The sequence below is a fragment of the Pseudomonas palleroniana genome (genome assembly GCF_003031675.1).
Classification (GTDB): domain Bacteria; phylum Pseudomonadota; class Gammaproteobacteria; order Pseudomonadales; family Pseudomonadaceae; genus Aquipseudomonas; species Aquipseudomonas palleroniana.
The window spans coordinates 17,058-29,493 of sequence record NZ_PYWX01000090.1; the positions used below are offsets into that span (position 1 = coordinate 17,058).

Genomic DNA, 12,436 nt, shown 5'->3' on the forward strand with positions numbered 1-12,436 from the left:
CAAGAATTTAACCCTCGTCTTTTAAAACACTTGCGAGAGGTCTATATGCACGATCCGTTCGAACAGTCTTTGCGTGACATGCTCAATGCATCGCCATCCAACCGTGATGACGATGCCTGCCTGGGCCGCGTTTTGAAAACCGCCAACCGCCAGGTAGGGGCGGGCGACCTGTTCGGTCTGTTGGGTCGCTGGTTGCCGGCGCTGATGATGGCCCTGAACAATGGTTCGGCCCATGTGTCGCCGGTTTCCCGCCGTGAACCTCTTGCTCGCACTGCTGATAAGGCTGATTGAATATGGAACTTGATCTCTGGACCCAGAGCCTGGTCACCGCGATGACCGCACTATGGACCAAGGTGGCGAATTTCATTCCCAACCTGTTTGGTGCCCTGGTTCTGGTGTTGCTGGGCTTTGTCGTGGCCAAGCTGCTCGACACCCTGCTGTCCAAATTGCTCGCCAAATTGGGGCTCGACCGCTTGATGGCAGGCACCGGCCTGACCAAACTGCTGGGGCGCGCAGGGCTGCAAGTGCCGATCTCCACGTTGATCGGCAAGATCGTTTATTGGTTTGTTTTGCTGATTTTCCTGGTTTCTGCAGCGCAATCCCTTGGACTTGAGCGAGTTTCAGCTACGCTCGACATGCTGGCGCTGTATTTGCCGAAGGTTTTTGGCGGCGCGCTGGTGCTGCTGGTAGGGGTTCTGCTGGCGCAACTGGCCAATGGGCTGGTGCGTGGAGCGGCTGAAGGCGTGGGCCTGGACTACGCGGCGGGCCTGGGGCGAATCGCCCAGGGGCTGGTGATCATCATCAGTATTTCCGTCGCGATCAGCCAGTTGGAGGTCAAGACTGACCTGCTCAACCATGTGATTGTGATTGTTTTGATTACCGTTGGTCTGGCCGTTGCGCTGGCAATGGGGTTGGGAAGCCGGGAAATTGCCGGGCAGATTCTTGCGGGAATCTATGTGCGTGAGCTGTATCAGGTTGGGCAACACGTGCGTGTTGGCGAGGTTGAAGGGCAAATCGAGGAGATCGGCACGGTCAAGACGACGGTGCTGACCGATGACGGCGACCTGGTGTCGCTGTCCAATCGGATTCTCCTGGAACAGCAGGTCAATAGCCGCTAATACGGCAAATCCTGCTAATGTACGCCGCCGCAAACCCGGCTGACCGGATTGTGGCGGACATTGACCTGACTGTCGGCACGACTTGTTTTGAATAAAGCCCAAACGCTGTCTACGCGCTACGACCCCCGTGAGCTCTCTGATGAGGAGTTGGTCGCGCGCTCGCACACGGAGCTGTTTCACGTAACACGTGCGTACGAAGAATTGATGCGCAGGTATCAACGCACTCTGTTCAACGTTTGTTCAAGGTATTTAGGGAACGATAGAGATGCGGATGATGTCTGTCAGGAAGTGATGCTCAAGGTGCTGTATGGCCTGAAGAACTTCGAGGGCAAATCGAAGTTCAAGACATGGCTCTACAGCATCACGTACAACGAGTGCATCACGCAGTATCGTAAGGAGCGGCGAAAGCGTCGGTTGATGGACGCTTTGAGTCTTGACCCCCTTGAGGAGGCGTCTGAAGAGAAGGCGCCGGCACCCGAGGAGAAGGGCGGACTTGATCGCTGGTTGGTGCATGTGAACCCGATTGACCGTGAAATTCTGGTGCTACGATTTGTCGCAGAGCTGGAGTTTCAGGAAATCGCTGACATCATGCATATGGGTTTGAGTGCTACAAAAATGCGTTACAAGCGTGCTCTTGATAAATTACGTGAGAAATTTGCGGGCGAGACTGAAACTTAGTGCGTGGCAAATATCTCTTACGTGTAGGCAAGTTCTGTTAGACTTGTCGCCGAGTTGTCCCCCGGTTTGTGGGACTGCTTTACAATCACCAGATGGGGATTTAACGGATGAAACTGAAAAACACCTTGGGCTTGGCCATTGGTACTCTTATTGCCGCTTCTTCTTTCGGCGCACTGGCACAAGGCCAAGGCGCAGTTGAAGGCGAGCTGTTCTACAAGAAGCAGTACAACGATAGCGTCAAGCACATCGAAGACGGCTTCAACCCTGGCGCTCGCATCGGTTACTTCCTGACCGACGACCTGTCCTTGAACCTGTCCTACGACACTACCAACCACACCCGTTCGAACGACGGTACTGGTAACCAGAAGATCAAAGGCGATACCGGCAGCCTGGTTGCCCAGTATCACTTCGGTCAAGCTGGCGTAGACAGCCTGCGTCCATACGTAGAAGGCGGTTTCGGTCACCAGAGCCGTACCAACGTCAAAGCTGACGGCCACAGCGGTCGCGACCAGTCCACCCTGGCTATCGCTGGCGCTGGCGTGAAGTACTACTTCACCAACAACCTGTACGCTCGTGCCGGTGTTGAAGCTGACTACGCACTGGACAACGGCAAGTGGGACTACTCCGCACTGGTCGGCCTGGGCGTGAACTTCGGCGGTAACGCTGGCGCAGTCGCTCCAGCTCCTACCCCAGCACCAGCTCCAGAGCCAACTCCAGAGCCAGAAGCTCCAGTTGCTCAGGTTGTTCGTGTTGAGCTGGACGTTAAGTTCGACTTCGACAAGTCCGTTGTTAAGCCTAACAGCTACGCTGACGTGAAAAACCTGGCTGACTTCATGAAGCAGTACCCTAACACCACCACCGTGGTTGAAGGTCACACTGACTCCGTAGGTCCAGACGCTTACAACCAGAAGCTGTCCCAGCGTCGTGCTGACGCTGTTAAGCAAGTTCTGGTCAAAGACGGTATTGCTCCTAACCGTGTAAGCTCGGTTGGTTACGGCAAATCCCGCCCAGTTGCTGACAACGCAACTGAAGCTGGTCGTGCTATCAACCGTCGCGTAGAAGCCTCGGTAGAAGCTCAAGCTGCTCAGTAATTACTGAGCAGTAGAAAAAACCCGGCTCAGGCCGGGTTTTTTTTCGCCTGCAATATATGCCTCAGGCGCTGGCTGGCACGGCAATGCACGCCGCCTGCGCAGCCGCGGCAACGCTGCCGATCACCAGAATCGCCGGGCTCTTCAAGGCAAATGCCTGTGCGTCCCAATGCATGCGCGCTAGCGTGCTGCGGCATTCGCGCTGCTGGGGCAGGGAGGCATTTTCGATCATCGCCACCGGCATATCGGCGACCATGCCAGCGTTGAGCAATTGCTGGCGAATCTCCTCCAGCTTCGCCACCCCCATGTACACCACCAACGTCGTCCCGCCCTCGGCCAGTGCCCGCCAATTCAGGCTGCTGTCGTCCTGGGTATGCGCCGTGACCAGCGTTACGCCACGGCTCACACCGCGCAAGGTCAACGGGATATCGCAATTCGTCGCACCCGCCAGCCCTGCCGTGATCCCGTTGACTAGCTCCACATCGACACCGCGCTCGCGCAACCACAGCGCTTCTTCACCGCCCCGGCCAAAAATGCACGGATCGCCGCCTTTGAGCCGCACCACGCATTTTCCCTGGCGCGTATAACGCAGCATCAGGCGATGAATAAAATCCTGTGGCGTCGAACGGCAGCCGCCGCGCTTGCCGACGGTGATCACCCGCACATCCAGGCAATGCTCCAGCACCTGTGGGTTGACCAGATCATCGATCAGCACCACATCCGCCTCACGCAAGGCCCGCACCGCCTTGAGGGTCAACAGTTCCGGATCGCCAGGCCCTGCGCCCACCAGCCAGACTTTTGCGTTCATGTTCTTCTCCTCACACATTAATGGCGAATGGCTGCGGGTTGCCGGCCAAAAGACGTTTGATTTCCGGTACACAGGAACCACATTGGGTGCCGCAGCCCAGCGCTTGTTTGAGCCCTTCCAGGCCCAGGCCGCGGGCGATGCCGGCACACACCGCGCTTTCGCTGACGTTCTTGCAGTTGCACAGGGTCTTGAGGCTGGCCGCCGCACCACCCGGCGGTGCGCTTAATGGGGCCAGCAGCCAGCGTCGCAATTGATCATCGGCGCGACCTTCCAGCCACAGGCTTTGCAACCAGTGCCGCGCCAGGGTTTCCCCTGCCAGGCGCAGGGCGGTGATGCGGCCTTGCTCGATCTTCACGCGTTTGCCGATCGAGCGACGTGGGTCGTCATAAGCCATGACAGGGCCGTCATTGAGGCCGAGGAGGGCGTCGATACGGGTCAGCAGTGACAAGTCGGGCGCCTCGCCATGTGCGGCGCGCACCAGCAATGCCGGGCGTTCACGTCCGACCAGAGTCAAACTGACGTAGGCAAAGTCCTCGCACAGCGGGCGCAGCGCCTCAAAGTGCTGTTGCACATTGCCTTCGATCAGCGCGAACAACTGCCACGGCAGTTGTACGGCCTCCAGGCGCACGCCACTGTGCTTGAGTTCCGGTTGTTTCGATAACGGATCAAACGCCGGCTGCGTAAGGGTGTTGACGCCACCCTTGAGAAAGCGGTCGCCCCAATGCATGGGCAGGAACGCCTGGCCTGGGCGCACGCTGTCATCGCTGCTGACCGCGACGATCACACTGCCGCGGCGGCTTTTCAGGCTGACCAGATCACCGTCCTTCAAGCGATGGCGACGTAATTCATCGGGATGCAGGCCCAACAACGCTTCGCTGACATGCCCAAACAACTGGGCCGCCGTGCCGGTGCGGCTCATGCCGTGCCACTGGTCGCGCAGGCGGCCGGTGATCAGGGTCAGCGGGAAGCGGGCGTCGCGTTGCTCCTTGGCCGCGCGGTAAGGATCAGCGACAAACTGCGCGCGCCCGCTATCGGTTGGGAACACGCCATCGCTGTACAGGCGCGTTGTTCCGGCATGCGCGCCCGTCGGAAACGGCCACTGCTGCGGCCCGATCCGGTCGAGCAGGGCATGGCTGACACCCGACAGGTCAAGGTCACGATGGCGCGTCAGCCCTTTGTATTCATCAAAGATCTGCGCCGGTTGTTCGAACGCAAACAGGCTGGCCAAGCCCGGCCGCAAGCGCTTTTCCAGGCGCTGTGCGAAATCCAGCGTAATGGCCCAATCGGGCCGTGCTTCTCCCGGTGGGACGATGGCTTGGCGGACGTGGGAAATACGTCGCTCGGAGTTGGTCACGGTGCCTTCCTTTTCTCCCCAACTGGCGGCAGGCAGCAGTAGGTCGGCATAAGCGGCCGTTTCCGTGGTGCGAAAAGCTTCCTGCAGAACCACGAACGGGCAAGCGGCCAAGGCTGCGCGTACGCGGTTCTGGTCCGGCAGCGATTGTGCGGGGTTGGTACAGGCAACCCACAGCGCCTTGATCTTGCCGGCCTGGATCTGCTCGAACAGTTCGATCGCGGTCAGCCCGTTTGGCTGCGGCAATGAATCAACCCCCCAATACGCGGCGACTTCGGCCCGATGCTGCGGGTTGGCCGCTTCACGATGGCCCGGCAACAGATTCGCCAGGCTGCCGGTCTCGCGGCCACCCATGGCGTTGGGTTGGCCGGTCAGGGAAAACGGGCCGCAGCCCGGCCGGCCAATGGTCCCGGTGGCCAGGTGCAGGTTGATCAAGGCGCTGTTTTTCGCACTGCCGGCGGTGGATTGATTCAGCCCCATGCACCACAACGACAGGAAACTGCTGGAGGTACCCACCCATTGCGCGCACAGGCGCAGTTGTTCAACGCTGATCCCGCACAACTGCGTGACCATCTGCGGTGTGTAGTCATGCACCAGCCGCTTCAGCGGTGCCAACCCCTCGGTATGGGCCTGGATAAAGTCGCGGTCGATCCAGTCTTCCCACAGCAACAGATGCAAGATCCCATGGAATAACGCCACATCCGTACCCGGTAAAATCGCCAGGTGCAGGTCAGCCAGGTCGCAGGTGTCTGTGCGCCGTGGGTCGATCACCAGCACTTTCATCTGTGGGCGCCGCGCCTTGGCTTCTTCCAAGCGTCGGAACAGCACCGGATGCGCGTAGGCCATATTGCTGCCGACGATCATGACGCAGTCGCTGTTTTCCAGGTCCTCATAGCTGCACGGCGGGGCGTCGGCACCCAGGCTGCGCTTGTAGCCGACCACTGCCGAAGACATGCACAGCCGCGAGTTGCTATCGATGTTGTGGGTGCCCACCAGCGCCCGTGCCAGTTTGTTGAAGCTGTAGTAATCCTCGGTCAACAATTGCCCGGAAATGTAGAACGCCACGCTGTCCGGCCCGTGTTCGGCGATCGTGTCGGCGAATACGTTGGCGGCGTGTTCCAGGGCCGTGTCCCAATCGGTGCGCGCACGGGCCAGGTTTTTGCCCAGGCGCAGTTCGGGGTACAAGGCGCGGGCAGCCAGGTCACCGGTCAGGTGCAGGCTGGCGCCCTTGCTGCATAACTTGCCAAAGTTGGCCGGGTGGCTCGGGTCGCCTTGCACGCCGAGGATCTGTACGCCGTCATGCTCGATCAACACGCCGCAACCCACCCCGCAATAACAGCAGGTAGACGCGGTAACCTGGCGGTTCATCAACCTGCGTCCCGCAGGGCCAGCATCACCCGGCCGTTTTCCACGCGGGCGAGGTGATGGTGGGCGCAGCCGATATCCGGCGCCTGGGCTTCGCCGGACGCCAGGTCGATCTGCCAGTTGTGCAACGGGCAGGCCACGCGTTTGCCGTAGATCAAGCCCTGGGACAGCGGCCCGCCCTTGTGCGGGCAACGGTCGTCGAGGGCGAAGACTTCATCGTCACTGGTACGGAAAATCGCAATATCGCCTTTAGGCCCCTGGATGATGCGCGAGCCCAGGGCGTTGATTTCATCGAGGGCGCAGATATCCAGCCAGTTCATGCCGACACCTCCAGCTGTTTGACGGGGATGACCTCGAACTCCTTTTTCAATTGGGGCTGCTCCAGGCGCTCCTTCCACGGGTCCTGTTCGAACGACAGCGAAAATTGCAGGCGCTCATTCAACGCTCGGCGTCGGGCCGGGTCTTCCAGTACGGCTTTTTTGATGTGCTCCATGCCGACCCGTTGCAGGTAGTGCACGGTGCGCTCCAGGTAGAAGGCTTCTTCGCGATACAACTGCAGGAACGCGCCGTTGTACTCGCGCACTTCTTCGGCGGTTTTCAGCTTGACGAAGAACTCCGCGACTTCTGTCTTGATCCCGCCATTGCCGCCGATATACATCTCCCACCCGGAGTCGACACCGATGATGCCGACGTCCTTGATGCCTGCTTCCGAGCAATTGCGTGGGCAACCGGAGACCGCCAACTTGACCTTGTGCGGCGACCACATATTGAACAGGTCGTGCTCCAACTCGATGCCCAGCTGTGTGGAATTCTGCGTGCCGAAGCGGCAGAACTCGCTGCCGACACAGGTCTTCACGGTGCGGATGGATTTGCCATAGGCGTGGCCCGACGGCATGTCGAGGTCTTTCCACACGCCAGGCAGGTCCTGTTTCTTGATGCCGAGCAAGTCGATGCGTTGGCCGCCGGTGACCTTGACCATCGGCACGTTGTACTTGTCGGCCACGTCGGCGATACGGCGCAGCTCCGACGGATTGGTCACGCCGCCCCACATCCGGGGGACGACGGAGTAGGTGCCATCTTTCTGGATGTTGGCGTGGGCACGTTCGTTGATCAGGCGCGATTGCGGATCGTCCTTGGCCTCGCCGGGCCAGGTCGAGATCAGGTAGTAGTTCAACGCCGGCCGGCAGGTGGCGCAACCGTTGGGCGTGCGCCAGTTCAGGTAGCTCATCGTGCCGGCGATGGTCAGCAGGTGCTGGTCGCGGATGGCCTGGCGGATCTGTCCGTGGTTGAGGTCGCTGCAACCGCAGATGGCTTTTTCGCTTTTGGGTTTGACGTCGGCGGCGCCGCCCACGGTGTTGATCAGGATCTGTTCCACCAGCCCGGCGCAGGAGCCGCAGGAGCTGGCGGCCTTGGTGTGTTTTTTGACGTCGTCGACGCTGAACAGCCCGTGTTCCTGAATCGCCTTGACGATGGTGCCCTTGCACACGCCGTTGCAGCCGCAGACCTCGGCGTTGTCGGCCATGTTCATGGCCTTGTCCTGGCCTTGATGGCCGACGTCTCCCAGCGCGTTTTCGCCAAACATCAGGTGATCGCGGATCTCGCCGATGGCGTGGTTCTCACGGATCTGCCGGAAATACCAACCCCCGTCGGCGGTGTCGCCGTACAGGCAGGCGCCGACCAGGATGTCGTCCTTGATCACCAGTTTTTTGTACACGCCGCCAATCGGGTCGGAGAGGGTGATGGTCTCGGTGCCTTCGCCGCCCATGAAGTCGCCGGCGGAGAACAGGTCGATACCGGTGACTTTCAACTTGGTCGACGTGACCGAGCCTTTGTAAGTGGCAAAGCCGAGTTGGGCCAGGTGATTGGCGCAGACCTTGGCCTGTTCGAACAGCGGCGCGACCAGGCCGTAAGCGGTACCCCGATGGTTGGCGCATTCGCCGATGGCGTAGATGCGCGGGTCATAGGTTTGCAGGGTATCGTTGACCAGAATCCCACGGTTGCAGGGGATGCCGGATTTTTCCGCGAGTTCGGTGTTGGGGCGGATGCCGGCCGCCATCACCACCAGGTCGGCCGGGATGATGTCGCCGTTCTTGAACTGCACCGAGCCGACGCGACCATTGCCGGCATCGTGCAGGGCCTGGGTCTGTTCGCACAGGCGAAACTCCAGGCCACGGCTTTCCAGTTCGGTTTGCAACAACTGGCCGCTGGTCTTGTCCAGTTGCCGCTCCAGCAGCCATTCGCCGATATGCACCACGGTCACCTGCATGCCGCGCAGCATCAGGCCGTTGGCGGCTTCCAGGCCGAGCAGGCCGCCGCCGATGACCACCGCGTGCTTGTGGGTCTTGGCGGTGTCGATCATGGCTTGGGTGTCGGCAATGTCGCGATAGCCGATCACGCCCTGCAAGGTGTTGCCGGGAATCGGCAGGATAAATGGCGTGGAACCGGTAGCGATCAGCAGGCGATCGTACTCGGCCTCGGTACCGTCCTCGGCGATGACGATGCGTTTGACGCGATCGATCTGCACCACTTTGCGGTTGAGCAGCAGCTTGATGTCGTTGTCCAGGTACCAGCTCAAGTCGTTGAGTACGATCTCTTCGAAGGTCTGTTCACCGGCGAGCACCGGCGATAGCAGGATGCGGTTGTAATTGGGATGTGGCTCGGCGCCGAATACGGTGATGTCGTACAGCTCGCTGCTCAGCTTGAGTAATTCTTCCAGGGTGCGAACCCCGGCCATGCCGTTGCCGATCATGACCAATTTGAGTTTTTTCATGTCGTTCTCCGCAATGGCTCGACAAATCGTGCGCAAACAAAAAAGGCGCCCCCGCCAGTGATCTAGCGAGGACGCCTTTGTCCGGTCCCGTTCTCTCGGGAAGCTCGCCCTTCAACGTTGAAGGACGGGCTATATGTATGTTCTTGAATCAGTTAATGCAGTGGCTGTGCCAAGTTGGCCCACCCCCGGTTTTATTGGGTTTACTGTCGATCGACGAGGCAGAATCGCCCTCTAGTGGTGCAGCAGCCAGTAGCCCAGCACCAGATTGATCAGTAGTGAGAGCATCGCCAGGGTTTGCCAGACTTTCAGCGGTTCACGCTCCAGCAGCGGGCGTGGCCGCACGCTCAACTCGCGGCGCTCGGCCTGTTCCAGCATTAGCAACCATTCTTCGGCGGTTTCATAACGCTGCGCGGGTGAGGCCGCCACGGCTCGCTCCAGGCTGAGCGGCAGCCAGTCCGGCAGGTCAGGGCGATAGCGGCTGGCGCTGATGGCCTGGGTGAATCGGGGGTGTTGGAAGGCTTCGATCTCGCCGTAGGGGTAGTGCCCCGTCAGCAGGTAATACAGGCTGACGCCAACGCTATACAAATCCTGCTGGGCGGTAGGGCGTTCGCCGTTAAACGCCTCGGGCGCGATAAAGCTTGGCGTGCCGGGCAGCAGGTGGGCGCGGTCTTCCGAGAGCCCCGGGCAGTAGGCCAAGCCGAAATCCAGCACACGCAGCTCACCATCGTCGCCTAGCAACAGGTTTTCCGGTTTGATGTCGCGGTGCAGGATCTGCCGCCGGTGCAACAGGCCCACCGCGCGCAGCAAACGCTCGGCAATGGATTGCCATTGGGCCAGGGGCAGAGGGCCCTGGCGCCGGAACAGCTCGGCCAGGGTCTGCCCCGGATATTCACGCATCACATAGTACAAATGCTGACGGTCGCCGGCTGCGTGTACTTCAGGAAAGGCGCGCCCGGCCACCCGGCGCAAAAACCATTCTTCCGACAGCAGAGCCTGGCCCGCGTCGCTGTCATCGTCGCAGTCCAGCGGCAGGGTTTTGAGTAACCACGGCTGCTGCTGGGCGTCGTGCACCCGGTACAGCAAGGACTGTCGACTTTGTGCCAGCACCCCTTCAACCTGCCAGCCTTCAAACCGTTGCCCGGCTTTCAGCAGCGGCGGCAACGGCCATTGCTGCAACTGCACCAACGCATCGCCGAGCGTGGCGCCGCCGAGTTTGTCGACACGCACCAGCAGGGCGCTGGCATTGTCCAGGCTGCCGGCCAGGTGCGCGGCGTTGACCAGGGTGTTGACTGCCGTATCGAGATCGCTTTGCTCACGCAGGATGGCACGGATGCTGTGGTCGCCCAGGGTGGCCCAGACGCCATCGCTGAGCAGCAGGAAGCATTCGCCCGCACGCAGTTCGCCGTCGAGAAAATCCAGCACCAGGTGTTGGTCCAGGCCGAGGGCACGCTTGAGCACATGCTGCATGCCCGGTTGTTCCCACACGTGATCTTCGCTGATGCGCAACAATTGGTCGTCGAGCCAGCGATACACCCGGCAGTCTCCCACATGGGCCAGGGTGAAACGTTGCCCACGAAACACCAGGGCGCTGAGGGTGGTCAGCAACGGCTGGCCGCCGCCGTTGGCTTGCAGCCAGCGATTCTGGGCGAGCAGTAACCGTTCGAGCGCCTGGGCCACGCCCCAGGTTTGCGGCGTGGCGTAATAGTCCAGGGCCAGAGCCTGCAAGGTCGAGCGTGCGGCCAGGCCGCCGTCGGCACATTGGCTGACGCCATCGGCTATGGCGCATAAAAAGCCTTTGCTCGCGGCCAACTCCGCCACGGGCGTGACCACCCGCAGCGCGTCCTGGTTTTCCGCCCGCGGGCCGATGGCGCTGGCCTGGGCGACGCTCAGTTGCAGGCTCATCAGACGCGCGCGGCGGTCACGGCAGCCGAGCCCCAGGTGGTTCTCCAGCGCCGTTTGACGCCGTACAGGCCGAACCAGGCCAATACGCCAAGGCTGGCGAACAACCACAGCGCCATCTGATAACTGCCGGTGCTTTGCTTGATCGCACCCATGCCCGCCGCCAGGGCGAAACCACCGATGCCGCCGGCCATGCCGATCAGGCCGGTCATCACGCCGATCTCACGGCGAAAGCGCTGGGGCACCAATTGGAACACCGCACCGTTACCGGCACCGAGGCCGAGCATGGTGCACACGAAAAGCGCCAATGCAGCGTAGGAACTGGGCAGGTTGAAGCCCACCGCAGCGATGCAGATCGCGGCCACGCTGTACATGCCGAGCAGGGTGCGAATCCCGCCGAAACGGTCAGCCAGGGCGCCGCCCAGCGGGCGCATCAGGCTGCCGCCGAAGACACAGGCGGCGGTGTAGTAGCCGGCGGTCACCGGGCTCAGGCCGTACTGGTCGTTGAAGTAGCCGGGCAGGGCGCTGGCCAGGCCGATAAAACCGCCGAAGGTCACGCTGTAAAAGAACATGAACCACCAACTGTCACGATCGCCCAGCGCCTTGAAGTAGTCGGCCATGGCTTTGGGTTTCGGACGTTCGGGGGCGTTGCGGGCGAGCCAGGCGAAGACGATCAGGGTCAGCACCAACGGAATCAGCGCAAAGCCGAACACGTTGCTCCAGCCGAACGCCGCCGCGAGGACCGGTGCCAGCAAGGCGGCGAACACCGTGCCGGAGTTACCTGCGCCAGCGATGCCCATGGCCTTGCCCTGGTGTTCCGCAGGGTACCATTGGGACGCCAAGGGCAGCGCCACTGCAAACGACGCACCGGCCATGCCCAGGAATACGCCCAGCAACAAGGCTTGTTCGTAGCTGTGGATCCCCAGTTTCCAGGCACCGAACAAGGCACTGATCACAATCACCTGGCCAATCAGCCCGGCGGTCTTGGGCGACAGCCTGTCGGCCAGCATGCCCATGACAAAGCGCAGCACCGCGCCCGCCAGGATCGGCGTGGCCACCACCAGGCCGCGTTGTTGGGTGGTCAGGTGCAGGTCGGCGGCGATTTGCACCGCCAGCGGGCCGAGCAGGTACCACACCATGAAACTCAGGTCGAAATACAGGAACGCGGCGAACAGGGTCGGGGTGTGCCCGGATTTCCAGAAGCTTGATTTCATCACGCACCTCAACGGTTGGGAGTCTGTAAGAAGGCCGAGTGATGGAGCTGCCGACCGTGGCCGCCCCATCCGCCCCATGCGCTGGGGCCAAAACGAAAAAACGCCGCCACCGGGTTTGCGCGGGCAAACCGGGTGGGCGACGTCT

The 12,436-nt window shown here is 61.1% G+C and carries 10 protein-coding genes; 4 read left to right on the plus strand and 6 right to left on the minus strand.

From position 1 onward, the window contains the following. Positions 1-45 precede the first annotated feature (45 nt). The 4 genes from C9383_RS27075 to C9383_RS27090 all read left to right on the plus strand — a co-directional run bounded on the left by C9383_RS27075 (position 46) and on the right by C9383_RS27090 (position 2,887). A complete protein-coding gene (locus tag C9383_RS27075) occupies positions 46-291 on the plus strand; it encodes a hypothetical protein (protein ID WP_060756224.1) in 246 nt (81 codons plus the stop codon). A 2-nt stretch (positions 292-293) separates the two neighbouring features. Continuing rightward, positions 294-1,118: a mechanosensitive ion channel family protein gene (locus C9383_RS27080; RefSeq protein WP_017527459.1), complete on the plus strand. Its 825-nt coding sequence runs from the start codon at positions 294-296 to the stop codon at positions 1,116-1,118. Between the two features lie 87 nt (positions 1,119-1,205). After that, positions 1,206-1,796, plus strand: a complete 591-nt coding sequence (gene sigX / locus C9383_RS27085) for an RNA polymerase sigma factor SigX (protein WP_003193286.1) — start codon at positions 1,206-1,208, stop codon at positions 1,794-1,796. 107 nt (positions 1,797-1,903) lie between these two features. Beyond that, entirely contained in the window at positions 1,904-2,887 is a 984-nt protein-coding gene (locus C9383_RS27090; protein ID WP_090369289.1) for an OmpA family protein, read from the plus strand. A gap of 61 nt (positions 2,888-2,948) precedes the next feature. Here the strand turns inward: C9383_RS27090 and cobA are convergent, their stop codons facing one another. The 6 genes from cobA to C9383_RS27120 all read right to left on the minus strand — a co-directional run bounded on the left by cobA (position 2,949) and on the right by C9383_RS27120 (position 12,291). Beyond that, positions 2,949-3,692: a uroporphyrinogen-III C-methyltransferase gene (gene cobA, locus C9383_RS27095; protein WP_060756222.1), complete on the minus strand. Its 744-nt coding sequence runs from the start codon at positions 3,690-3,692 to the stop codon at positions 2,949-2,951. A 10-nt stretch (positions 3,693-3,702) separates the two neighbouring features. Further along, on the minus strand, positions 3,703-6,411 hold the full coding sequence (locus C9383_RS27100) for a nitrate reductase (protein ID WP_090369291.1): 2,709 nt from the start codon (positions 6,409-6,411) through the stop codon (positions 3,703-3,705). After that, a complete protein-coding gene (gene nirD / locus C9383_RS27105) occupies positions 6,411-6,728 on the minus strand; it encodes a nitrite reductase small subunit NirD (protein ID WP_090369293.1) in 318 nt (105 codons plus the stop codon). Before nirD ends, C9383_RS27100 begins: the two co-directional genes overlap by 1 nt. After that, positions 6,725-9,178: a nitrite reductase large subunit NirB gene (gene nirB / locus C9383_RS27110; protein ID WP_090369295.1), complete on the minus strand. Its 2,454-nt coding sequence runs from the start codon at positions 9,176-9,178 to the stop codon at positions 6,725-6,727. Before nirB ends, nirD begins: the two co-directional genes overlap by 4 nt. Positions 9,179-9,409: 231 nt before the next feature. Beyond that, positions 9,410-11,080 carry a bifunctional protein-serine/threonine kinase/phosphatase gene (locus tag C9383_RS27115; protein WP_090369297.1) on the minus strand — a complete coding sequence of 557 codons (1,671 nt, stop codon included), beginning with the start codon at positions 11,078-11,080 and terminating at the stop codon, positions 9,410-9,412. Further along, positions 11,080-12,291, minus strand: a complete 1,212-nt coding sequence (locus C9383_RS27120) for a nitrate/nitrite transporter (RefSeq protein ID WP_060756217.1) — start codon at positions 12,289-12,291, stop codon at positions 11,080-11,082. Before C9383_RS27120 ends, C9383_RS27115 begins: the two co-directional genes overlap by 1 nt. Between the last annotated feature and the right edge of the window lie 145 nt (positions 12,292-12,436).